The following is a 21395-nucleotide window of genomic DNA, read 5'->3' on the forward strand; positions in this document are numbered from 1 at the left end:
CGACAAACGCCTCGCGCATGCCAGGCCCGCGCCGTCGAGCGTGCGCAGCGCGATTGCGCGGACGTTGCATGGCGCGGCGAGCAGAGCGAGCGGCAGCGGTTCGCCGCTCGCGCTGCCATTCGGGCGTCGCGAGCCACGCGAGCGGCTCGGTGAAGAGCAACTGGCCATCGTCGCGCGGCAAGTCGTCGGGCTCGGAACGCGCGATGACAGCGTCGAGGCGCCTCTCGTCGAATTGCTGCAGCAGCGCGCCCGACAAGCCCATGTGCAGTTCCAGCAGCAGCCCCGGATCATGCGCATGGATGCGCGCGAGCAGCCCGGGCAGATCGGTTCCCGCCACGTGCTCGCTCAGGCCGAGCACGAGGCGCCGCCGGTCGGCGGATAACGCGCCGAGCGCCCGGTCGTGCGCCGACAGCAGATCGCGCGCGCCTTCGAGAAACGCTTCGCCATCCGCCGACAGCCGCACCACGCGCGGCGTTCGCTCCAGCAATTGCTTACCCAGGTGAGATTCGAGCCTCTTCAGCTTCAGGCTGACGGCGGATTGCGTGGTGTTGAGCGCGTCGGCGGCACGCGTGAAGCTGCGCAGATCCGCAACGAGCACGAACGCGCGCACGGCGTCCAGATCGAGCATGTCCATTTCAAACGAAAATAGATGAAATATCCATCAATGTCTGGTGACAATGATAGACCTGAACTAACCTGAATGCACTTTCTCGTCATTCAAAGGAGTTCGACATGCCTCTCACCCGCATCGCATTGCGCGCCGGCAAACCGGCGGAGTATCGCCGGGCGCTGACGCAAGGCATCCAGCGCGCGCTGATCGCCGAGTTCAAGGTACCCGAAGACGACATCTTCATGGTCATCACCGAGCACGACGAAAGCAATTTCGTGTACGGCCGGAACTATCTCGACATCGAGCGCAGCGCCGATCTCGTGCTGATCCAGATCGCCGCGAACAACACGCGCACCGTCGAGCAGAAAAAAGCGCTCTACAAACACATCGCCGACAACCTCGCGGAGAATCCGGGCGTCCGGCGCGAGGACGTGTTCGTGAATCTCGTCGAAGTGCTGAAGGAAAACTGGTCGTTCGGCAACGGGATTGCGCAGTACGCGCTCTGAGTCCGCGCTGGCCGGCTCGCGTGCGGGCAGCAAGACGGGCGTCGCTATAATGGGCCGCATCGCTCCCCTTCGACGACATGCACGCGGGCCATGACAACCGACAATAACGACGCTCCCCAGCACGCTTTGCAATTCGGCGGTTCCGTATGGTTCCGGGCGGGCGAGCAGACGCTCGGCGGCGCGCAGCGCATCGCGCTGCTGGCCGCGATCGGCGAAACGGGCTCGATCACGGGCGGCGCGAAAGCCATTGGCATGAGCTACAAGGCAGCGTGGGATGCCGTCGACGCGATGAACAACCTGGCCGGCGAAGCGCTCGTGATCCGCTCGACGGGCGGCAAGGGCGGCGGCGGCACGCAGCTCACGCCGCGCGCGCAGGCGCTGATCGACACGTTTCGCGCCGTCGATCGCGAGCACCGGCTGTTTCTGGAACGCGCGGGCGCCGCAGTGGCCCGTTTCACCGACGACTGGCAGCTGATCGGCCGCATCGGCCTGAAGACGAGCGCGCGCAACCAGCTGTACGGCAAGGTCAGCGCGATCCGGCGCGGCACCATCAACGACGAAATCTCGCTGGCGCTGCCGGGCGGGGAAACGCTGGTCGCCGTCCTCACGCACGAAAGCACGGAGACGCTGGGGCTCGCGGTTGGCGCGGCGGCGGTCGCGCTGATCAAGGCGTCGTCGGTGATGCTCGTCGCCGACGATGGCACGCCGGAACGACTGTCGACACGCAATCGACTGCGCGGCACCGTGTCCGCCGTGCAGCGCGGCGCGGTGAACGCGGAAGTGTCGCTGACGCTCGCAGGCGGCGCGGTCGTGACGGCCGTCGTCACGAACGACAGCCTCGCGGAACTCGGTATTGGACAAGGGCAGCCGATCGTGGCTGCGTTCAAGGCGTCGAGCGTGATTCTCGGCGTGACGGCCTGAGCGGCGCGCCGTTTTCCCGTTTTTCCTTCCGGACACGCAACACGAGGAACAGCAAGCCGCGCTACGAAACCGTGCGCGGGTAGTCCTTCAGCGACGCGTTTTCGCGCACGCTGCCGTCGTACACCTGCACGACCTGGTCGCCGAACGCGGCGACATCGTCGGGGTCGTGCGTGATCAACAACATGGGAATGTCGAGCCGCGTCTGCAGATCGGACAGTTCGCGGCGCATGCGATCGCGCAGCGCGTAGTCGAGTGCGGAAAACGGCTCGTCGAGCAGCAGCAGGCGCGGCTGCGCGACGAGCGCGCGCGCCAGCGCGACGCGCTGCTGCTGTCCGCCCGACAGTTGCGCGGGATGATGTCCGGCCACGCCGCGCAGATCGAGCGCGTCGAGCCAGTAGTCGATCTGCGGATGCGAAAAGCGCCGCCCCGGATTCAGCCAGCCCGAATGCACGCCGAAGCCGATGTTCTGCCGCACGTTCAGATGCGGAAACAGCGCGTAGTCCTGAAACAGATAGGCGAGGCGGCGCGCCTGCGGCTTCTGGTCGATGCCGCGCGCGCTATCGAAAAGCGCATCGCCGTGCAGCGTGATCCGGCCTTCGTCGGGGCGCAGCAGCCCGGCGATCGCCTGCAGCGTCAGGCTCTTGCCCGCGCCCGACGGCCCGAACAGCACCATGCGCTGCGCGCTCGCTGTGAACGATATGTCGAGCGCGAACTGACGTTCGGCCGTGCGCAGCGTTTTGCGGATATCGACGGTGAGCGGCATATCAGCGGGACGTCATCAGCGAATGTTGCGGCACGAGCCGTCCCGCGAGCACGAGGATCACGACGCACGTGACAGACGTGACGAGCACGAGAAAATTGGCCGTGGTGTCGTCGCCCGCCTGCACGGCGGCGTAGACGGCCACGGAAAGCGTCTGCGTGCGGCCGGGCAGATTGCCCGCGATCATCAGCGTCGCGCCGAACTCGCCGAGGGCCCGCGCGAACGCGAGCAGCGCGCCCGCCGCGATGCCGCGCGACGCGAGCGGCAGCGTCACGCGAAAGAAGAGGGCCGTCTCACTGATGCCGAGCGTGCGTGCCGCGCGCTCCAGCTGCGGATCGACGGATTCGAACGCGGCGCGCGCCGATTTCAGCACGAGCGGAAACGCGACCACCATCGACGCGATCACGGCGCCCTGCCACGTGAACACCAGCTGGATATCCATGCGGTCGAGCCACGCGCCGATCACGCCCCGCCGTCCGAGCAGCACCAGCAGGTAGTAGCCGAGCACGGTCGGCGGCATCACGAGCGGCAGCGTCAGCAGCGAATCGACCAGGTCGCGCGCGCCCGAGCGCCAGCGCGACAATCCGAAGCCGAACGCCACGCCGAACACGATGTTCAGCGCCGTCGCCCAGCCTGCGACTTTCAGCGACAACATCAGCGGAATCCAGGCTTGTTGCATGTTCTCGTCGTGTGTCTTCGGTTGGCGGAGGCTCAGTGCGTCGCTCAGTGCGCTGGCCTGAAGCCGTACTTCGCGAGCACCGCCTGCCCCGCCGGCGACAGCACGAACGCGATGAACGACTGCGCGTCGGCGGCGTGCTTGCTGCCTTCCACTTGCGCGATCGGATAGCGGATGGGTGTGGTCGTCGGCACGGTCAGCGCGACTTTCACCTTGTCGGGCATCAGGGCGGCGTCGGTGCCGAACACGAAGCCCGCGTCGACCTCGCCGCGTGACACGTAATCGAGGCTCTGGCGCACGTTCGACGCCAGCACGCCCTTGGCGCTGACGGCGTCCCACACGCCCGCGGCCTTCAGTGCGCCTTCCGTGTAGCGGCCTACTGGCACGGACGCCGGGTCGCCGTACGCGACGCGCTTCACGTTCGGCGAACTCAGCTCGTTGACGCTGGACGGCGCGAGCTTGCTGTCCGTCGGCACGATCAGCACCAGCGAGTTCGCGGCGAAGTCCTTGCGCGTCGACGGGGAGATCACCTTCTGCTCGGCGGCCTTGTCCATCGCCTTTTGATCCGCGGAGGCAAACACGTCGGCGGGCGCGCCCTTGACGATCTGCTGCATCAGCACGTCGGACGCGCCGAAGTTGAACAGCAGCCTGGTGCCGGGATGCTGCTGTTGATACGCGTCGCCGACGGCCTTGAACGCGTTGGTCAGACTGGCTGCCGCCGACACGACGATCTCGTCGGCGCGAGCCTGCGCGCGGACAGCAAACGAAATCGCGCTTGCGGCGAGCAGGGCAGGTTTCAGAAAGCGGATCATCGACGGGAGGGACATGGAAAGTGGCGCGGGGTGGACCGGATCGACGTGGAAAACGCCATCGTAATATATGCGAGGCTACAGCGGTCGGCATGTTGAACATGTCGGAGCCGAACTAGCCGAATTCGTGTGATTTATGCGTCGGAATCGGCCAAAGGCACCGCGACGTTGCGAGTTTTCTGCAGCGGCGGCGCAGGCGAGGCGGGTGACGAGGGCGAAAAAGGCATGCCGTTGTCGAGCATCGCTTTCCAGCGGGCGCGGACGAACGGATGATCGTGACCCGACACTTTCAGCGCGATATGCGTGATCCAGCGCTGCGTCGGCACGTGCACGTTGTGCAGGCCGAGCGCGACCAGCATCAGGCTCAGCGCGACGGGGACGATGGGCAGCAGGCGGCCCGGCGTCGCGTGCCACGCGATGCGAACGAACACGAGCGCCGTCAGCGCACCGACGATGCAGCCGGTAATGGCCTCTGACGGCGAATGCGCCTCGATGACCACGCGCGAAAAGCCGACCATCGCGCCGCCGAACAGTGCGAGCGCCACGCCTGCCGCGCGCACGGCGGGCGGCGCGGGCAGCAGCACCAGCAAGGCGCCGACGGGGAACACGGCGGTGGCGAGCATCGCGTGTCCGCTCAGGCCTGTGAAGTCCCACACGCGCAGGCCCACGCCCCAGCCGAGAAACGCCAGCTTGGTCGCCGTCACCAGCGCGATGGCCACGCCGAGCAGAAACAGCCAGCCGGCCGCGAGCCGCCACGAATAACCGACGGCCAGCCAGAGCGCAATGGCGAAGGCCAGCGGCAGCGTGACGCCGGCGCCGCCGAAGCTCGTAATCAAATACCAGAGGTGAGGTGGCAGATGCAGCATAAGTAGTTGTTCACGACGTATGACGGGGCGCGGACGGCGGGCTCTTCGGCCACACAGCGTCGAGGAATATGCGCGAGCCGCGCGAATTCTATAAGTATAGAGGGGGGTGTTCTGCTGCAGTCGCATACAGAAAGCGCTAAAACTGCCAGATGTTAGGACAATTCGGAAATCGTCTGACGCAAAAGCCCGTCGCCTCGGGCTTTCTCGGAAAAGCGCCCCTGTCGATGCCAGCATCGCACGGGGATTGATGTTATTGTGCATTGCACAAGTCTGCCTTTAGGCGGACAGCATTGATCCCTATTTGCGAGAAAAACCCTATGCCAAAAAGTTTCTCCAAGATCTGGCTAGGCGGTCTGAAACGCCTGTTTGCGATCCAGACGGAGCATGCCCGTTCGACCTTGAAGCGCGCCGCCAAGCGGCCATCGACGCGCGCGGCGACCCGCCCGGCCGCGACGGTGGCGAAGCCTTCCGCGAAGGTCCGCAAGACGACGACCCGCGACACGCCCCAGCGCGGCGCGCGCGAATCCCGCGTGCGGCCGCGCGCTGCCGCGTGGGCGAGCGGTTCGTGGACCCGCTCGTTCCACTCGGCGCCCGCGGCGCCGGGCAGTCTGGTCAATCATTTGCAATACGGGCTGTATCTGCCCGCCGGCAAGCCGGTCAAGCACGCGCCGCTGGTCGTGATGCTGCACGGCTGCCAGCAGTCGATCGACGAATTCGCCGAAGGCACGCGCATGAACCTGCTCGCCGACCGCTACGGATTCGCCGTCGTTTATCCCGAGCAGTCGAAGCACGCGCACGCGCACCGCTGCTGGCACTGGTACGACGATACGGAGCGCGCGGGCCGCGCGGAGGCGCGCGCCGTGGTGTCGCTCGTCGATGCGCTGGTCGACGCGCACGGATTCGACCGCGAGCGCGTGTATGTGGCGGGATTGTCGGCGGGTGCGGGGCTGGCGTCGCTGCTGGCGCTGCATTTCCCGGAGCATTTCGCGGCCGTCGCGCTGCACTCCGGGCCGGCGTTCGGCGAAGCGCACTCCGGCATCACCGCGATGGACGTGATGCGACGCGGCGCGCGCCAGGAACCCGTCGCGCTCGTCGACGCGATCGCGGACGTGACCGCCTACCCCGGCATGCCCGCCATCATTCTGCAGGGCGAGGCCGACCGCGTCGTGGCGCCCGTCAATGCGCAACAGCTGACCGAGCAGTTCTTGCGGCTGAACGGCATCGTCGATGCGCAAGGTTTGCGCAGGGTCGGCGACGTCAAGGAGGACCATAAGGCGACTGTCACGACCCGCGACTACACGCGCGGTGGGCGGCGCGTGGTGCGCCTGTGCCGCGTGCAGGGGCTCGGCCACGCCTGGAGCGGCGGCGACGACGCCATACCGTTCCATTCGTCGAAAGGGCCGGACGCGTCCAGTCTGCTATGGGATTTTTTCCGCTACCAACGCCGGGCGGAGTCGACGCGCACGGCTGGCCGCGGCTCGGAAAGCGCCCGGCAGCGGGCCAGTTGACGGACGATTGAGGCGCTGAGTTGACAAATCGCCACACCTCGAATTTTGACACTGGCGTTGACCTAGGGTTTTCCCTATAATACGGGTTATCCCTAGGTGAGAATCACCTGACGCCAATTTCGAGGTTCACCATGTATCTGCTCAGCCGCCTTTTCCTGTTCCTGACGAAGTCGTACGACGAGATCAGCAAAGAACGCAACGACGCGTATCTGGCTGAAGCCACGGACCTGTACGACCTCGAGTTCCGCATGCGCAAGATCGACCGCGAGTCGAAGCTGCGTCATCCCTCGTGGATGAGCCAGCACTAAGCATCGCGATCAGCGCGTGCACAGGCCGGCGGCAAGCCGGCCCTATATTTGCCGCTCAACGCGGGCGTATCACGCCATAGCGCGCCAGGGTTTCCTCGCGCGCTTTTGCATGATCGACGACAGGCTGCGGATACGTTTCCCCCAGCACCACACCCCATTCCTTCAGATCGTCGGGATTTGCCTGCCACGGCGCGTGAACCCACTTCGCGGGCACCTGTTCCAGTTCCGGCAGGAAGCGCTTGATGAAGAACCCCTGCGCGTCGAATTTCTCCGATTGCGTCACCGGGTTGAAGATGCGGAACCAAGGCTGCGCGTCGCAGCCCGTCGATGCCGCCCATTGCCAGCCGCCGTTATTCGCCGAGAAGTCGAAGTCGTTGAGCTTTTCCTCGAAATAGCGCTCGCCGCGGCGCCAGTCGATACCCAGATCCTTCGCCAGAAAGCTCGCCGTCACCATCCGCAGACGGTTGTGCATGAAGCCTGTCTGGTTCAGTTGCAGCATCGCCGCGTCGATGAGCGGATAGCCCGTACGTCCGTTGCACCAGGCGTCGAACAGCACGTGGGCGTCCTTGCCCGTCTTCCAGCGCAGTTTGTCGAACGCGGGCTTGAACGGCGCCCCCTTCGCGATCTGCGGATGATGGGCGAGGATCATGAAGTAGAAGTCCCGCCAGATCAGCTCCGATAACCACGTGGCCGCGCCCGCGCCGTCGGGTTGCAGCGACCGCTCGTGCGCGAGCCGCGCGAGCGTGCGGATCGACACGGTGCCAAAGCGCAGATGCACGGACAGGTGGCTCGTGCCGCCGGCGGCGGGAAAATCGCGCCGCTCGGCGTAGCTGTCGATGCGCGTGAGGAAATCTTCGAGCCGTGCCCGCGCGCCGCTCATGCCAGGTTGAAGTTGAGTCTGCGCGAGCTTGCCGGGCGCGAAACCCATTTGCTCGAGCGTCGGCCACGCGCGATCGAGCTCGCGCGGCGGCTTCGCGAGATGGTGCGCATAGCGCTCGACGGGATACGGTTTCAGATCGAAAGGCGTCAGCTGTTTTAGCCACGCGTTCTTGTAGGGCGTGAAAACGGCAAATGGCTTGTTTTGTCCGTTCAGCACTTCGTCGCGCTCGAAGATCACCTGATCCTTGAACGTGAGCAGCTGCTGGCCTGCGTCGCCAAGACGCTCGGCGACCGTCTCGTCGCGTTCGATGGCCGCCGGTTCGTAATCGTGATTGGCGAACACGGCCTGCGCTTCGAGCTGCGCGGCGAGCGTCGGAATGACGTCGGCGGGATCCCCGTGCAGTACGATCAGTCCGCCTCCGCCGTCTTTTAGCGACCGGTCGAGTTCGTCGAGCGACGCCAGAATGAATTCGATCCGCTGATCTTTCACTTTTCCGGCGCGCGTCTCACGCTTGTGAGCCCAGTCGATCAGCGGTTGAAGAATCGTCGTGTCGAACACGAACACGCACCAGACGCGCTCGCAATGCTTGAGCGCGTAGTAGAGGGCGGCGTTGTCGCCCGTGCGCAGGTCACGGCGAAACCAGACAAGTCCGTTCTGAAAATGTGCGTCGAGTTGGCGGGCGCGGGTCATGTGTCGTCGGGATGGTGGCGCGTCCGTCGATGCGGACGTCCGATGATAGTGTCGTCGTCGCGCAAACCCAATGCCGGACGCGTCGGGAACCGACGCAAAAATGAAGCAGCGCCCGCGTCTCTTGCGAGAGGCGGGCGCTGCGCGACGAAAAAAAGCCGTGCTGAACCAGCCGCCTTAGACGACCTTCACGCGCACGTCGACGTTGCCGCGCGTCGCGTTCGAGTACGGGCAGACCTGATGCGCTGCGTTCACCAGATCCTGCGCCGCCGCCGCGTCGAGGCCCGGCAGCGACACGCGCAGTTCGATGTCCAGCGCGAAGCCGCCCTTGTCGTTCGGGCCGACACCGACGTCTGCGGTTACGGTCGTTTCGGCGGGGACGGCCTGCTTGCGCTGCCCCGCCACGAACTTCATCGCGCTCAGGAAACACGCCGAGTAACCGGCCGCGAACAGCTGTTCCGGGTTCGTGCCCTGCGCGCCGTTGCCGCCGAGTTCGCGCGGCGCGGCGAGCTTCACGTCGAGCGCGTTATCCGACGAAACCGCACGACCATCGCGACCACCATTGCTCGTTGCCGTTGCCTTGTACAGTACGTTCATGTTGACACTCCTTGATCGGTTTCAGTGATTGGGTCAATGCTTGCCAGTGTTTCGCGCCTTCGCTATCGAACTGGCATGAATCGAAAGATATCGAACTAATCATTAGTGTGCAAACTAAATTGCCTATCGAAACGATAGGTGCGACGGCGCGCGCTGTCAGTAGCGTTCGAGGTGGTCGTTCAGCGTGCCGCGCAACTGCTGGAGATCGTCACGCAGCCGCATCAGGAACTCGGGTGTCTGTTGGGTCGCGCAGAAGATGGCTTCGGGCACGTCGCGCGCGGCACGCTTGAGCGCGACGCCCGATTTCGTCAGCCGGATGAATACGAGCCGTTCGTCGTCGGTGCCGCGCACGCGTTCGACGTAGCCCTGAGTCTCGAGCCGCTTGAGCAGCGGTGTGACCGTGGCCGAATCGAGATTCAGCCGCGCCGCGATGTCCTTGACGGTGACGTCGTCGCTTTCCCACAGGATCAGCATCGTCAGATACTGCGGATACGTGAGGCCGAGCTGATCGAGAATCGGCTTGTAGGCCTTGGTCATCGCGAGGGACGTCGAATACAGCGCGAAGCAGAGCTGCTCGTCGAGCGTGACAGGAAATGCGGTGCGCTGGGTCATGTGCGTCCCCTTGAAGCGAAGCGTGCGAATGGATTGCGTGCAAACCATTGTGCCGCAAAACCGGCCCGATGCAATCGGGATGCTCAATCGCGCGCGAAGCGCATGCCGCGCGCGGGCGCGGCGTATCTCAGGGTGAAGGCTCGGGCGGCAGCGGCTGGCTCGGCGACTGAACGCCGAAGCAGCCGCGATAGGTCGCGTAGAACGAGCAGTAGAGCATCGTCGTGACGATGATCGACGCGGGCATCAGGATGACGACCGCGAGGTCGGTCGCGCCGAGGGCCTGCAGCAGCTGCGACAGTCCAAACGACACCACCGTGGCGACGGCGAACCACAGCGCGCCATACACGATGAACGCCCCGCGATTTCGCCAGCAACTGACGATGCTGAAGAACATCGCCTTGATGGTCGGGACGTCGTGCCATGCAGCGAGAACGGGCGCGAACCAGAACAGCATCGCGACGGGCACATAGAACGCGAGCGCCGTCAGCACGGCGAGCGCGATATCGCTGTTGGCGATCGTTTCCGGCTGCATCGATTCGCCGCTGATCATCAGATGCAGCAGCACGCCGCCGTCCGCGAGCGCGGAGCCCGTCAGCACGATCGCCATTGCGATGATGTAGAGCACGCCGAGCAGCAGCAGGCGCTTCGCGACCTGACTGCCATAAGAGCGAAAACCGTCGACGAGAATGGTGGGCAGCACCGGCTTGCCCGCGATCGTATCGCGGCAGGCCGCCATGAAGCCCACGGCGACGCCCGGAATCAGCATCAACGGCAACACGCTGCCGATGATGGGAATCAGCGAGATCGCCGTCATCGCGAGCAGATACGCGAAGAACAGCGTCAGAAACGCAAGCGGGTTCCGGCGGAACAGCCAGATGCCTTGCCGGAACCACACGTAGCCGGTTTTCGCCGGAACTTCGATAAGTTGCATGAGGTGTGTCAACAGACCCTAGAGTGCGGCGCCTGCAAGGCGCTCGCGGAGAATGCGCTCGAAATGGCCGGGATCATGCGGCTTGAGCAGTTCGGCGGCGCGCGGCATGTGGAAATCATACAGGCGCGAGACCCAGAAACGATACGCGCCCGCGCGCAACATGTCGTTCCAGTGCCGGTTTTCGGCGGGCGTGAACGGTCGAACGGTTTGATAGGCGCGCAAAAGCGCATCGACGCGCGCCTCGTCGAGCTTGCCCGTGGGCAGATCGACGCACCAGTCGTTGACCGTCACGGCGACGTCGAACAGCCACTTGTCGCAGCCTGCGAAATAAAAATCGAAGAAACCGCCGAGCGCCACTTCGTGATGCGTGCCCGGCGCGGGATGCGCGAACAGCACGTTGTCGCGGAACAGATCGCAATGGCACGGGCCGCCGGGCAGCGACGCATAATCCGCCGACGCGAAGAACGCTTCCTGATGCGCGAGTTCGCTGGTGAGCAGCGCACTCTGGGCGTCCGTCAGAAACGGCAGGACGCTCGGCACCGTCTCGCGCCACCATGGCAGGCTGCGCAGATTCGGCTGATGATGCGCGAAGTCGCGGCCCGCCAGATGCAGACGCGCGAGCATCTGGCCCACTTCGACGCAATGGTCCGCGTGCGGCGCGAGCTCGGGCGCGCCGTCGAGCTTCGTGACGATCGTCGCGGGCTTGCCGTTGAGCATGCCGAACAGGGCGCCGTCGTCGCGCGGCATCGGATCGGGCACGGGCACGCGATGCGACGCCAGATGCCGCATCAGGTCGAGATAGAAGGGCAGTTGCTGCGCCGTCAGCTTTTCGAAAATCGTCAGGACGTATTCGCCGCGTGTGGTCGTCAGAAAGAAATTGCTGTTCTCGATGCCGGACGTAATGCCGCGGAAGGCGACGACTTCGCCGAGATCGTAGTGGCGCATCCAGTCTGCTAGCTGGGCTTCGGTGACAGCGGTGAAAACGGCCATGCGTGGGGCGTCGAATCAGGTTGGTCGGCTGGCGTAGCGCCAGTGCGAGGTCGGGACAAGCGGGTTGAAAGCGGCGTCGCGCCGCCGGATGGCGGGCGGATCGGCCTGAAGCAAGGCGGACGCGCCTTGCCAGGCGGGCGCCCGCGCGCGTCGATCAGTAATGCAGGTTCACGGACGGCAGGCGCGCAGGCGGCTTGCCGGATTCGTACACCTTCGGCGAGGTATCGGTGGGCGCGCTCATCTGATAGCGCGTGCCGAAGTTCGAGCGGACGTCGATTTCGACGGGCTTGCCCTTGTCGCGGTATTCGGTGATTTCGGTGCCGTTGCCGCTGCGCTCGTAGAAGCTCGGCTGGCGCGGCTGGTTGATGTCGACTTTCGAGCTGACTTCAGCCGCGGGGCGGTTGATCGCTCTCAGATCCGGCAGACCCGCCCGTTCGTTGGCTGCGGCTTGAGCGTCTGCGTCGGCCTGCGACTGCTTCGACGACGGGGCGGGCTGGGCAGCCATCGCGGCGCCGCTGACAGCAAGCATCAGCGCAACGGCGACGGGGAAGAGCGGCTTCATGATGTTTCTCCGGAAAGGTGGCCCAATTCTAGCAAATCCACTGCTGCTCACGGACATCGGCGACGGGCGATAGCCTTATTTTGCGCGCTTCCCGCGCGGCACGCAGCAAGCGCGTCAGAACGCGCGCGACGCCGCGCAGGCAGGCGCCGCGAAGGCGCCGGGTCATCAGAATGCGCGGGTTCCGTGGTAATGTCGTTGCATCCATCGAGGCGAACGAAGATGAACTACGAGACCAATCAACGCGCGGTGCACATGCCCGCCAACGCGTTCCCGACCGAGGCGTTCGACGACGCCGCCGACGCCGTCACGCGCCTGTCCGCCATCTATGAAGCGAACACGTCGTTTCTGCGCGACGCGTTCGCGCGCTACCGCCGCAACGAGCCGTTCGACCGGCGCGTGCGCGCGTGCTATCCGTTCGTGCGCGTGCGCACGGAAACCAACACGCATGTCGACTCGCGCCGCTCGTATGGCTTCGTCGCGGGCCCGGGCGTGTTCGAGACCACGGTCACGCGGCCCGATCTGTTCGGCAATTACTATCGCGAGCAATTGCGTTTGCTGGTGAAGAACCATCATGTGTCGGTGGAAGTGGGTGTGAGCGATCAGCCCATTCCCATTCACTTCGCGTTCGCGGAAGGTATCCATCTTGAAGGCGATCTGGACCGCGAGCGCCTGCTCGCGATGCGCGACGTGTTCGACGCGCCCGATCTCGCGCTGCTCGACGACCGCATCGTCAACGGCACGTACGAACCGCTGCCGGGCGAGCCGCATCCGCTCGCGCTGTTCACGGCGGCGCGCGTCGATTTTTCGCTGCATCGGCTGAAGCACTACACGGCGACCTCGCCCACGCATTGCCAGAACTACGTGCTGTACACGAACTACCAGTTCTACATCGACGAATTCGTGAAGCTTGGCCGCACGATGATGGCGAAGACCGACGACGCCGATCTGCGCGCGTATCGCAGCGAGTACACGTCGTTCGTCGAACCCGGCGACGTGATCACGTACAACGCCAATCTCGGCGAACAGGACGACGAAGGCCACGCGCCGCCGCGCCTGCCGCAGATGCCTGCCTACCACCTGAAGCGCGCGGACGGCAGCGGCATCACGATGATCAACATCGGCGTCGGGCCATCGAACGCGAAGACGATTACCGACCACATCGCCGTGCTGCGCCCGCATGCGTGGATCATGCTCGGCCACTGCGCGGGTCTGCGCAACACGCAGCGTCTGGGCGACTACGTGCTCGCGCACGGCTATGTGCGCGAGGATCACGTGCTCGACGACGATCTGCCGCTGTGGGTGCCGATTCCCGCGCTCGCCGAAGTGCAGGTCGCGCTGGAGCGCGCCGTGGCTCAAGTCACGCAGCTCGACGGCGCCGAACTCAAGCGCGTGATGCGCACGGGCACGGTGGCGAGCGTCGACAATCGCAACTGGGAACTGCGCGATCATCGCGAGCCCGTGCTGCGGCTGTCGCAAAGCCGGGCCATTGCCCTCGACATGGAAAGCGCAACCATTGCCGCGAACGGTTTCCGGTTTCGCGTGCCGTACGGCACGTTGCTGTGCGTATCCGATAAACCGCTGCACGGCGAATTGAAACTGCCCGGCATGGCCGACCAGTTCTATCGCGCGCAGGTCGACCAGCATCTGCAGATCGGCGTGAAGGCGATGGAAATTCTGCGCACCAACGGGCTGCACAAGCTGCATAGCCGCAAGCTGCGCAGCTTTGCGGAAGTGGCGTTTCAGTGAACGCTGTCTAGCTGAAATACGGGAGCGCGACGAGCCCTGCCAGCGCGCCGCCTCCCAGCAGCCATAGCGGATGGATGCGCGTTCTGAATGCGAGCAGCGCGCAAGCGCCCGTAATGGCCCACGCAAACCACGACTCGTCCGAAGCCCTTGCGATCAGCAGCGCGCTCGCCGCGACGAGACCCGCCGTCACGGGCACCAGCCCTTTCTGCGCGATGCGCCGCCACGGGCGGTCCTTGAAGCGGTTCCAGGCGTGCATCGCGAGCAGGGTCACGACCGACGACGGCCCGAACTTCGCCAGCGACGTCACCAGCACCCCCGCCCAGCCGGCCACGTGCCAACCGACCAGCGTCACGACCATCATGTTCGGGCCGGGCGCGGCCTGCGCGAGCGCGAACAGCGCGCTGAATTCGCTGGCTGGCATCCAGTGATGCACGTCGACGACTTGCCGCTGCATCTCCGGCAGGATCGTATTGCCGCCGCCGAACGCGAGCAGCGAAAGCTGGCTGAAGATGACGGCCAGCGCGATCAGCGTTTCGATCATCTGGATGCCTCGTCCTGTTGCGCCGGGCGGGCCGCCTCGGCTTTCGCGACACGCGCCGCGACGGCGATGCTGAGCGGCGTCAAAACGAGCATCGTCGGCAGAAGCGGAAAGCGCAGCAGCGCGATCACGAAGCCGAGCGCGGCGATGGCCGCGGCGCGCGGATCATGCCGCAACGGCAGCAGGATCTTGACGGCCATCGCGATCAGCAGCCCCGCCGCCGCCGCCGCGAGCCCGGCGAACAGATGTTTGATGCGCGGGTCGTCCTGGGTGTGCTCGTACAGCACGCCGAGCGCGATGACGACCAGCGACGGCCCGGCAATCAGGCCGAGAATGCCCGCCAGCGCGCCGCGCAAACCGCGAAAGCGCATGCCGAGCGCCACCGACAGGTTGATCACGTTGCCGCCCGGCAAAAACTGGCACAAGCCGAGCAGGTCGGTGAATTCGGCGCCCGTCAGCCAGCGGTGCCGTTCGACAATGGTCCGCCGCGCGAGTGGCAGCGCGCCGCCAAACGACGTCAGGCCGAGGCCCAGAAAGCCCATGAAGATTTCGCGCGAGGTCGGGGCGGGCGCGAGCCCCGGCGCGTCGGGTTGCTGATCCATGGTGGTTCGCTATCCAGTACAAGCGGAATACAAGCGGGAAAGCGTAGCGCCGTTTCGCGCCCGCTCAAAACGATTTCTTCAGCCGTTCTTTGTGACCTAGAATCACAAGGATGAACCGCAAGCTTCCTCCATTTCCGGCGCTGCGCGCCTTCGAAGCCGCGGCGCGACACAACAGCTTCACGGCCGCCGCCGATGAGCTCCATGTGACGCACGGTGCAATCAGCCGGCAGGTCGCAGCGTTCGAGACGTGGGTCGGCGTGCAGGTGTTCCATCGCAACGGCAAGCGCGTGCGTCTCACGGAAGACGGGCGGCGGTATCTGTCCACGGTGCAGGCCGCGTTCGACAGCATCGCCGTTGCGACCGACCAGCTGCGCGACACGGGCGTGGTGCACGTGTTGCGCGTGAACGCGCTGCCCACTTTCGCGATGAAGTGGCTGCTGCCGCGGCTGTCGCAGTTTCAGCGGATGGCGCCGAACGTCGAGTTGCGCCTGGCGACGTCGAACGAGCCCATCGAGCGGCTGGACAGCTTCGATGTGGCCGTGCGGCGCGGGCCCGCGCACTGGCCCAATTGCGCGAGCGGCCACTTTCTCGACGAGAGCGAGCTGCCCGTATGCAGTCCGGCGCTGCTGCGTCGCTTGCCGATCCGCACCGCGGACGACCTCTCGCGTCACGTGCTGCTGCATTCCGATACGCGGCCGGACGCGTGGCATCACTGGCTGCAGGCGGCGGGCGTCAAGGCGAAGTGCCGCAAGAAACAGTCGTTCGACCATTTCTATCTGGCGCTGCAGGCTGCCGTGGATGGTTTGGGTGTTGCGCTCGGTCCGATGCCGCTGCTCGACGACGAACTCGCGTCAGCGCGGCTCGTGACGCCGCTCGCGGGGCCGCGCATCGATGCGCGCGGCTATTGGTGGGTGGCGAGGCGCGAAGTGGCGAATGCGCCGCTGGTCGAGCAGTTTTGCCGCTGGCTCGAAACGCAGGCCGCGCAGCCCGACGAGGGCGAGACGGAACAGAAGAAGCGCGGCACGACACACGCCGCATCGCAGTAAGAAGGATTGCAGTAAGAGAAATTGCGGTAAGCCAGATCGCAGTAAGACAAATCGCGGACACGGCGCCCGGCGTGTCCGCGATGCGACTGCGGTCTCAGACGGCGATTACAGATAGAACATCCGGTCTTCGTCCGATTTGGCGGGATGCGGCTCGGGCTCTTCGCGCTCTTCATAGAACGCGAGCACCGCTTCCAGAACCTGGTCGGGATCATCGATCACCTGCATCAGGTTCATGTCGCCGGGATTGATGAGGCCCATCGGCACCAGCTGCGATTCGAACCAGGCGAGCAGACCTTTCCAGAACTCCGCGCCGACCAGAATGATGGGCACGTGCCGCGACTTCTTGGTTTGAATCAGCGTGAGCACTTCGGCAAGTTCGTCGAGCGTGCCGAAGCCGCCTGGCATCACGATCACGGCATCCGAGTTCTTCACGAACGTGACCTTGCGCGTGAAGAAATGCCGGAAGCGCAGCGAGATGTCCTGCCACTGGTTGCCCGACTGCTCGTGCGGCAACTCGATGTTCAGACCGACGGACGGCGCCTTGCCTGCGTGCGCGCCTTTATTGGCCGCTTCCATGATGCCCGGGCCGCCGCCCGAGATGACGGCAAAGCCCGCATCGGACAGTTTGCGCGCGATCTGCGTGGCCAGTTTGTAGTACGGCGAGTTCGGCTTCAGACGCGCCGAACCATAGATGCTCACGGCCGGGCGGATCTCCGACAGGTACTCGGTCGCCTCGATAAACTCTGCCATAATCGTGAACATCTGCCACGATGCGCGGGCCTTCTTGGCTGTTGCGCGCTCTTGATCTGCGAGTGATCGCAGACTCGGAATCACTTTTCTCTTAGTCATAATGCCTGAAGAACAGAACCTGGAAGGTAAGACCCTGCTATTGGTTGACGGTTCGAGTTATCTGTACCGGGCCTACCATGCGATGCCCGATCTGCGCGGTCCCGATGGCGGGCCAACAGGTGCGCTCTACGGGATCATCAACATGCTGCGCCGTATGCGCAAGGAGGTTACGGCAGAGTATAGCGCGTGCGTGTTCGATGCCAAAGGCAAGACGTTTCGTGACGACTGGTACCCGCAATACAAGGCGAACCGCCCGTCGATGCCTGACGATCTCTCGAAGCAGATCGAGCCGATTCACGTCGCCGTGCGCGCGCTCGGCTGGCCTTTGCTGATGATCGAAGGCGTCGAGGCCGACGACGTGATCGGCACGCTCGCGAAGCGCGCGCAAGCGCGCGGCATGAGCGTGATCGTATCCACGGGGGACAAGGATCTGGCTCAGCTCGTGACGGATCATGTCACCCTCATCAATACGATGACCAACGAGAAGCTCGACCGCGAGGGTGTCGTCGCGAAATTCGGCGTGCCGCCCGAGCGCATCGTCGATTATCTGTCGCTGATCGGCGATACCGTCGACAACGTGCCCGGCGTCGAGAAATGCGGCCCGAAAACGGCGATCAAATGGCTCACGCAATTTGAAACCCTCGATGGCATCGTCGCACATGCAGACGAAATCAAAGGTGCGGTAGGAGACAATCTGCGACGCGCGCTCGACTTTCTGCCGATGGCGCGAAAGCTCGTCACGGTCGAAACGGATTGCGATCTGACCGAGCACGTCATGTCGTTTGAAGAGACGCTCGCGACGCGCCCCGAAGCGCGCGAAGAACTGCGCGACGTCTTTACGCGCCATGGCTTCAAGACGTGGCTGCGCGAAGTGGAAATCGCGGATGCCGTCGAAGGGCCGGAGACGGACGTGCCGCCCGCGCCCACCATCGAAGGCGACGGCGAGCGCGAGTACGACACCGTGCAGACGTGGGAACAGTTCGACGCATGGCTCGACAGGATTAATGCCGCCGACATCACGTCGTTCGATACGGAAACCACTTCGCTCGACCCGATGACGGCGCAGATCGTCGGCATTTCGATTTCGGTCGAGGCGGGCAAGGCCGCGTACATTCCGCTCGCGCATCGCGGGCCGGATGCGCCCGTGCAGCTGCCGCGCGACGAGGTGCTTGCGAAGCTCAAGCCCTGGCTCGAAAGTGCGGACAAGAAAAAGGTGGGCCAGCATCTGAAGTACGACGAGCAGGTGCTCGCGAACTACGGCATCGCAATGGACGGCGTCGAGCACGACACGCTGCTGCAATCTTATGTGCTCGAATCGCATCGTCCGCATGACATGGACAACCTCGCGCTGCGTCATCTCGGGCTGAAGACGATCAAGTACGAGGACGTAGCAGGCAAGGGCGCGGCGCAGATCGGCTTCGACGAAGTCGCGCTCGACAAGGCCGCCGAATACGCCGCGGAAGATGCCGACATCACGTTGCGTCTGCATCAGGCGCTGTATCCGCAGATCGCCGCCGAAGTGCCGCTCGATCACGTGTATCGAAACATCGAAGTGCCCACGTCGCGCGTGCTGCGCAAGATGGAGCGCAATGGCGTGCTGATCGACACGGAAAAGCTGCGCGTGCAAAGCAACGAGATCGCGGCCCGCCTGATCGAACTCGAACAGCAGGCGTATTTGTTCGCGGGCGGCGAATTCAATCTCGGTTCGCCGAAGCAGATCGGTCAGATCTTCTTCGAGAAGCTCGAACTGCCCGTGATCAAGAAAACGCCGAGCGGCGCGCCGTCCACTGACGAAGAAGTGCTGCAGAAGCTCGCCGAAGATTACCCGCTGCCGAAGACGATTCTCGAGCACCGCGGGCTGTCGAAGCTGAAATCGACGTACACCGACAAGCTGCCGCGCATGGTCAACGCGAGCACGGGCCGCGTGCACACGAACTATGCGCAGGCCGTCGCGGTGACGGGGCGTCTCGCATCGAACGATCCGAATCTGCAGAACATCCCCGTGCGCACGGGTGAAGGCCGCCGCATCCGCGAGGCGTTCATCGCGCCGCCGGGGCATAAGCTCGTGTCGGCGGACTACTCGCAGATCGAACTGCGCATCATGGCGCACATCTCCGGCGACGAAGCGCTGCTTCGTGCGTTCCAGCAAGGCGAGGACATTCACCGCGCCACTGCTTCCGAAGTGTTCAGCGTGACGCCGCTCGAAGTATCGAACGATCAGCGGCGCATCGCGAAGGTCATCAACTTCGGGCTGATCTATGGCATGAGCTCGTTCGGACTCGCATCGAACCTCGGTATCACGCGCGATGCGGCGAAGCTCTATATCGACCGCTATTTCGCGCGTTATCCGGGCGTGGCCGCGTACATGGAAAACACGCGTACGAGCGCGAAGATGAAGGGCTACGTCGAGACGGTGTTCGGACGCCGTCTGTGGCTGCCCGAGATCAACGGCGGCAACGGTCCGCGCCGCCAGGCGGCCGAACGCGCCGCGATCAACGCGCCGATGCAGGGCACGGCCGCCGATCTGATCAAGATGTCGATGATCGCCGTGCAGAAGTGGATCGAAGAGTCGGGCATCGGCACGCGCATGATCATGCAGGTGCACGACGAACTGATTCTCGAAGTGCCCGACGACGAACTATCGGATGTGCGCAAGCGCCTGCCGGAGTTGATGTGCGGCGTCGCTCAACTGAAGGTTCCCCTCGTCGCCGAAGTGGGCGCGGGTGCGAACTGGGAAGAGGCGCACTGAGGGCGCGCGCGCGGACAGGACGCACCGGGCGCGACTGGCATGTCAGTCGCGCTTTATCCGAACACTGACACACCAATATTGCCTCTCCGGGGCAACGGACGACGCGGGGACAAATAGGGCATAACGTCGCTCGCATGTCACAGTTTGGTTTCGACAGACTTGTGACTTGTCCCCTTGCTCGCCGACAATCGACGGAACGCGAATAATAAAAGCGGCCGCACGCGCGAAGCGCGCCGCATCGACGCACAACTTGTCGTTTCACACGGAGAGTTCTGATGCATCGTATTGTCGTCGTGGGTGGAGGTGCGGGCGGTCTCGAACTGGCGACGCGGCTCGGCGACCGTTATGCGCGCAAAAAAAGCAACGGCGTGCCGTTCGCGCAGGTCACGCTGGTTGACCGTTATCCGACGCATATCTGGAAGCCGTTGCTGCATGAAGTGGCCGCAGGCAGCATGGACCCGTTCACGCAGGAACTCGAGTACGCGGCGCAGGCGCGCTGGCATGGCTTCGAGTTCCAGCAGGGCGAGCTGGCCGGGCTCGATCGCACGGCCCGACGCATCACGCTTTCGCGTGTACTCGACGACGACGGCGCCGAGCTGCTGCCCGAGCGCATGCTCGAATACGACACGCTCGTCATCGCAATCGGCAGTACGACGCATTTCTTCGGCGTAAAGGGCGCGCCCGAATATTCAATTGCGCTCGATACCGTTCACCAGGCCGAACGCTTCCGCAAACGCCTGATCGCGGCCTGCATGCGCGCCGAGCATCAGGCGCACGAGCCTGTCGAGTCGGAGCATGGCGCGGTGTCGACGGAGCCGCGCATCCAGGTGGCGATTGTCGGCGGCGGCGCAACCGGGGTGGAACTGTCGGCGGAACTGCGGAATACGGCGCAGGTGCTGTCGGCCTACGGGCTGCACAAGCTCGATCCGCGTCATGACGTCGGCATCGTGCTGATCGAGGCCGGGCCGCGCATTCTGCCGGCGTTGCAGGAGCGCGTGTCGACGGCGACGGCGGAACTGCTGCAGAAGCTGGGCGTGAAGCTGATGGTCGGTGAGACGGTCGCGGAAGTCGCGCCGGGCGTTGTTCGCACGGCGAGCGGCAAGAGCGTGCGCGCGGATCTGACCGTCTGGGCCGCGGGCATCAAGGCGCCCGCCGTGCTGGGGCAGCTCGACGGTTTGCCCGTGAACCGGCTCGGGCAGCTCGAAGTGCGCCGCACGCTGCAGACGGCCGTCGACGACAACGTCTTCGCGCTCGGCGATTGCGCGGCTTGCCCGTGGCCCGGCAACGAGCGCAACGTGCCGCCGCGCGCGCAGGCCGCGCATCAGCAGGCGAGCTTTCTGCTGCGCGCCATCGCGAACCGGATCGAAGGCCGGCCGCTGCCGGAATTCACGTATCGCGACTTCGGCTCGCTGGTGTCGCTCGGCCACTTCAGCGCCGTCGGCAATCTGATGGGCGGCGTGATCGGCGGCAACATGCTGATCGAAGGGCTGTTCGCGCGCTTCATGTACATGTCGCTGTACCGGCTGCATATCGCCGCGCTGCACGGCTATGCGCGCATGGTGCTCGATACTTTCGCGCACTGGCTGCGGCGCACCACGCTGCCTCGCGTCAAGCTGCACTGACGCCGAGCCTGACCGCTTTC

At 64.7% G+C, this 21395-nt stretch carries 21 protein-coding genes and 1 pseudogene; 8 read left to right on the forward strand and 14 right to left on the reverse strand.

Annotated elements, in window-relative coordinates:
- Nucleotides 1–634 (reverse strand): annotated as a pseudogene (locus H3V53_RS08815) (LysR family transcriptional regulator); the annotation flags it as partial.
- A 98-nt stretch (nt 635–732) separates the two neighbouring features.
- On the opposite strand from H3V53_RS08815, the gene H3V53_RS08820 reads away from it, so the two are divergent.
- Nucleotides 733–1116, forward strand: a complete 384-nt coding sequence (locus tag H3V53_RS08820) for a tautomerase family protein (RefSeq protein WP_336597631.1) — start codon at nt 733–735, stop codon at nt 1114–1116.
- Between the two features lie 90 nt (nt 1117–1206).
- Nucleotides 1207–2037: a TOBE domain-containing protein gene (locus H3V53_RS08825; RefSeq protein WP_336597632.1), complete on the forward strand. Its 831-nt coding sequence runs from the start codon at nt 1207–1209 to the stop codon at nt 2035–2037.
- 61 nt (nt 2038–2098) lie between these two features.
- Here H3V53_RS08825 and H3V53_RS08830 read toward each other — a convergent pair whose 3' ends face one another.
- From H3V53_RS08830 to H3V53_RS08845, 4 genes are all read right to left on the reverse strand, one after another.
- Nucleotides 2099–2800, reverse strand: a complete 702-nt coding sequence (locus H3V53_RS08830; protein ID WP_336597633.1) for an ATP-binding cassette domain-containing protein — start codon at nt 2798–2800, stop codon at nt 2099–2101.
- A 1-nt stretch (nt 2801) separates the two neighbouring features.
- On the reverse strand, nt 2802–3476 hold the full coding sequence (gene modB, locus H3V53_RS08835; protein ID WP_336597634.1) for a molybdate ABC transporter permease subunit: 675 nt from the start codon (nt 3474–3476) through the stop codon (nt 2802–2804).
- Nucleotides 3477–3520: 44 nt separating this feature from the next.
- Nucleotides 3521–4300 (reverse strand): molybdate ABC transporter substrate-binding protein, encoded by a 780-nt coding sequence (modA, locus tag H3V53_RS08840; protein ID WP_336597635.1) that lies wholly within the window; start codon nt 4298–4300, stop codon nt 3521–3523.
- Between the two features lie 116 nt (nt 4301–4416).
- Nucleotides 4417–5148: a phosphatase PAP2 family protein gene (locus H3V53_RS08845; protein WP_336597636.1), complete on the reverse strand. Its 732-nt coding sequence runs from the start codon at nt 5146–5148 to the stop codon at nt 4417–4419.
- 317 nt (nt 5149–5465) lie between these two features.
- Here H3V53_RS08845 and H3V53_RS08850 point away from each other — a divergent pair, with 317 nt between their 5' ends.
- Complete coding sequence (locus tag H3V53_RS08850; protein ID WP_336597637.1) at nt 5466–6656, forward strand: extracellular catalytic domain type 1 short-chain-length polyhydroxyalkanoate depolymerase; 1191 nt, start codon at nt 5466–5468, stop codon at nt 6654–6656.
- A gap of 131 nt (nt 6657–6787) precedes the next feature.
- Nucleotides 6788–6964, forward strand: coding sequence for a DUF3563 family protein (locus tag H3V53_RS08855; RefSeq protein ID WP_082427183.1), 177 nt, complete (start codon nt 6788–6790; stop codon nt 6962–6964).
- Between the two features lie 55 nt (nt 6965–7019).
- Here H3V53_RS08855 and H3V53_RS08860 read toward each other — a convergent pair whose 3' ends face one another.
- From H3V53_RS08860 to H3V53_RS08885, 6 genes are all read right to left on the reverse strand, one after another.
- The gene (locus tag H3V53_RS08860) at nt 7020–8534 is read right to left on the reverse strand and encodes a cryptochrome/photolyase family protein (RefSeq protein WP_336597638.1); all 1515 of its coding nucleotides are present in this window, start codon (nt 8532–8534) and stop codon (nt 7020–7022) included.
- Between the two features lie 174 nt (nt 8535–8708).
- Nucleotides 8709–9128 carry an Ohr family peroxiredoxin gene (locus H3V53_RS08865; protein WP_054924729.1) on the reverse strand — a complete coding sequence of 140 codons (420 nt, stop codon included), beginning with the start codon at nt 9126–9128 and terminating at the stop codon, nt 8709–8711.
- 156 nt (nt 9129–9284) lie between these two features.
- Nucleotides 9285–9740: a transcriptional regulator, SarA/Rot family gene (locus tag H3V53_RS08870; protein ID WP_054924728.1), complete on the reverse strand. Its 456-nt coding sequence runs from the start codon at nt 9738–9740 to the stop codon at nt 9285–9287.
- 127 nt (nt 9741–9867) lie between these two features.
- Entirely contained in the window at nt 9868–10671 is an 804-nt protein-coding gene (locus tag H3V53_RS08875; protein ID WP_336597639.1) for a BPSS1780 family membrane protein, read from the reverse strand.
- A gap of 18 nt (nt 10672–10689) precedes the next feature.
- On the reverse strand, nt 10690–11661 hold the full coding sequence (locus H3V53_RS08880) for a homoserine kinase (RefSeq protein ID WP_336597640.1): 972 nt from the start codon (nt 11659–11661) through the stop codon (nt 10690–10692).
- Between the two features lie 154 nt (nt 11662–11815).
- Entirely contained in the window at nt 11816–12223 is a 408-nt protein-coding gene (locus tag H3V53_RS08885; protein ID WP_054924725.1) for a hypothetical protein, read from the reverse strand.
- A gap of 219 nt (nt 12224–12442) precedes the next feature.
- On the opposite strand from H3V53_RS08885, the gene H3V53_RS08890 reads away from it, so the two are divergent.
- On the forward strand, nt 12443–13969 hold the full coding sequence (locus tag H3V53_RS08890; protein WP_054924724.1) for an AMP nucleosidase: 1527 nt from the start codon (nt 12443–12445) through the stop codon (nt 13967–13969).
- 7 nt (nt 13970–13976) lie between these two features.
- On the opposite strand, the gene H3V53_RS08895 is transcribed toward H3V53_RS08890, so the two are convergent.
- Nucleotides 13977–14510, reverse strand: coding sequence for a chromate transporter (locus tag H3V53_RS08895; protein ID WP_054924723.1), 534 nt, complete (start codon nt 14508–14510; stop codon nt 13977–13979).
- The gene (locus tag H3V53_RS08900; RefSeq protein ID WP_336597641.1) at nt 14507–15109 is read right to left on the reverse strand and encodes a chromate transporter; all 603 of its coding nucleotides are present in this window, start codon (nt 15107–15109) and stop codon (nt 14507–14509) included. Before H3V53_RS08900 ends, H3V53_RS08895 begins: the two co-directional genes overlap by 4 nt.
- A gap of 110 nt (nt 15110–15219) precedes the next feature.
- Here H3V53_RS08900 and H3V53_RS08905 point away from each other — a divergent pair, with 110 nt between their 5' ends.
- Nucleotides 15220–16155 carry a transcriptional regulator GcvA gene (locus H3V53_RS08905; protein WP_336597642.1) on the forward strand — a complete coding sequence of 312 codons (936 nt, stop codon included), beginning with the start codon at nt 15220–15222 and terminating at the stop codon, nt 16153–16155.
- Nucleotides 16156–16260: 105 nt separating this feature from the next.
- On the opposite strand, the gene H3V53_RS08910 is transcribed toward H3V53_RS08905, so the two are convergent.
- Entirely contained in the window at nt 16261–17004 is a 744-nt protein-coding gene (locus tag H3V53_RS08910) for an LOG family protein (protein ID WP_336597643.1), read from the reverse strand.
- A gap of 1 nt (nt 17005) precedes the next feature.
- On the opposite strand from H3V53_RS08910, the gene polA reads away from it, so the two are divergent.
- Both polA and H3V53_RS08920 read left to right on the forward strand, forming a co-directional pair.
- On the forward strand, nt 17006–19753 hold the full coding sequence (gene polA, locus H3V53_RS08915) for a DNA polymerase I (RefSeq protein WP_336597644.1): 2748 nt from the start codon (nt 17006–17008) through the stop codon (nt 19751–19753).
- A gap of 275 nt (nt 19754–20028) precedes the next feature.
- Nucleotides 20029–21375, forward strand: a complete 1347-nt coding sequence (locus tag H3V53_RS08920; protein WP_336597645.1) for an NAD(P)/FAD-dependent oxidoreductase — start codon at nt 20029–20031, stop codon at nt 21373–21375.
- The last annotated feature ends 20 nt before the right edge of the window (nt 21376–21395 follow it).

The organism is Paraburkholderia bengalensis, from assembly GCF_037126505.1.
GTDB lineage: Bacteria > Pseudomonadota > Gammaproteobacteria > Burkholderiales > Burkholderiaceae > Paraburkholderia > Paraburkholderia bengalensis.

What these genes read in the sequence shown, in the direction of transcription:
- H3V53_RS08895 (WP_054924723.1), bottom strand. Translation starts at nt 14,510, where the DNA reads ATGATCGAAACGCTGATCGCGCTGGCCGTCATCTTCAGCCAGCTTTCG.
- H3V53_RS08875 (WP_336597639.1), bottom strand. Translation starts at nt 10,671, where the DNA reads ATGCAACTTATCGAAGTTCCGGCGAAAACCGGCTACGTGTGGTTCCGG.
- H3V53_RS08880 (WP_336597640.1), bottom strand. Translation starts at nt 11,661, where the DNA reads ATGGCCGTTTTCACCGCTGTCACCGAAGCCCAGCTAGCAGACTGGATG.
- polA (WP_336597644.1), top strand. Translation starts at nt 17,006, where the DNA reads ATGCCTGAAGAACAGAACCTGGAAGGTAAGACCCTGCTATTGGTTGAC.
- H3V53_RS08900 (WP_336597641.1), bottom strand. Translation starts at nt 15,109, where the DNA reads ATGGATCAGCAACCCGACGCGCCGGGGCTCGCGCCCGCCCCGACCTCG.
- H3V53_RS08830 (WP_336597633.1), bottom strand. Translation starts at nt 2,800, where the DNA reads ATGCCGCTCACCGTCGATATCCGCAAAACGCTGCGCACGGCCGAACGT.
- H3V53_RS08905 (WP_336597642.1), top strand. Translation starts at nt 15,220, where the DNA reads ATGAACCGCAAGCTTCCTCCATTTCCGGCGCTGCGCGCCTTCGAAGCC.
- H3V53_RS08910 (WP_336597643.1), bottom strand. Translation starts at nt 17,004, where the DNA reads ATGACTAAGAGAAAAGTGATTCCGAGTCTGCGATCACTCGCAGATCAA.
- H3V53_RS08860 (WP_336597638.1), bottom strand. Translation starts at nt 8,534, where the DNA reads ATGACCCGCGCCCGCCAACTCGACGCACATTTTCAGAACGGACTTGTC.
- H3V53_RS08870 (WP_054924728.1), bottom strand. Translation starts at nt 9,740, where the DNA reads ATGACCCAGCGCACCGCATTTCCTGTCACGCTCGACGAGCAGCTCTGC.
- H3V53_RS08890 (WP_054924724.1), top strand. Translation starts at nt 12,443, where the DNA reads ATGAACTACGAGACCAATCAACGCGCGGTGCACATGCCCGCCAACGCG.
- H3V53_RS08855 (WP_082427183.1), top strand. Translation starts at nt 6,788, where the DNA reads ATGTATCTGCTCAGCCGCCTTTTCCTGTTCCTGACGAAGTCGTACGAC.
- H3V53_RS08825 (WP_336597632.1), top strand. Translation starts at nt 1,207, where the DNA reads ATGACAACCGACAATAACGACGCTCCCCAGCACGCTTTGCAATTCGGC.
- H3V53_RS08850 (WP_336597637.1), top strand. Translation starts at nt 5,466, where the DNA reads ATGCCAAAAAGTTTCTCCAAGATCTGGCTAGGCGGTCTGAAACGCCTG.
- H3V53_RS08845 (WP_336597636.1), bottom strand. Translation starts at nt 5,148, where the DNA reads ATGCTGCATCTGCCACCTCACCTCTGGTATTTGATTACGAGCTTCGGC.
- H3V53_RS08865 (WP_054924729.1), bottom strand. Translation starts at nt 9,128, where the DNA reads ATGAACGTACTGTACAAGGCAACGGCAACGAGCAATGGTGGTCGCGAT.
- H3V53_RS08885 (WP_054924725.1), bottom strand. Translation starts at nt 12,223, where the DNA reads ATGAAGCCGCTCTTCCCCGTCGCCGTTGCGCTGATGCTTGCTGTCAGC.
- modB (WP_336597634.1), bottom strand. Translation starts at nt 3,476, where the DNA reads ATGCAACAAGCCTGGATTCCGCTGATGTTGTCGCTGAAAGTCGCAGGC.
- H3V53_RS08820 (WP_336597631.1), top strand. Translation starts at nt 733, where the DNA reads ATGCCTCTCACCCGCATCGCATTGCGCGCCGGCAAACCGGCGGAGTAT.
- H3V53_RS08920 (WP_336597645.1), top strand. Translation starts at nt 20,029, where the DNA reads ATGCATCGTATTGTCGTCGTGGGTGGAGGTGCGGGCGGTCTCGAACTG.
- modA (WP_336597635.1), bottom strand. Translation starts at nt 4,300, where the DNA reads ATGTCCCTCCCGTCGATGATCCGCTTTCTGAAACCTGCCCTGCTCGCC.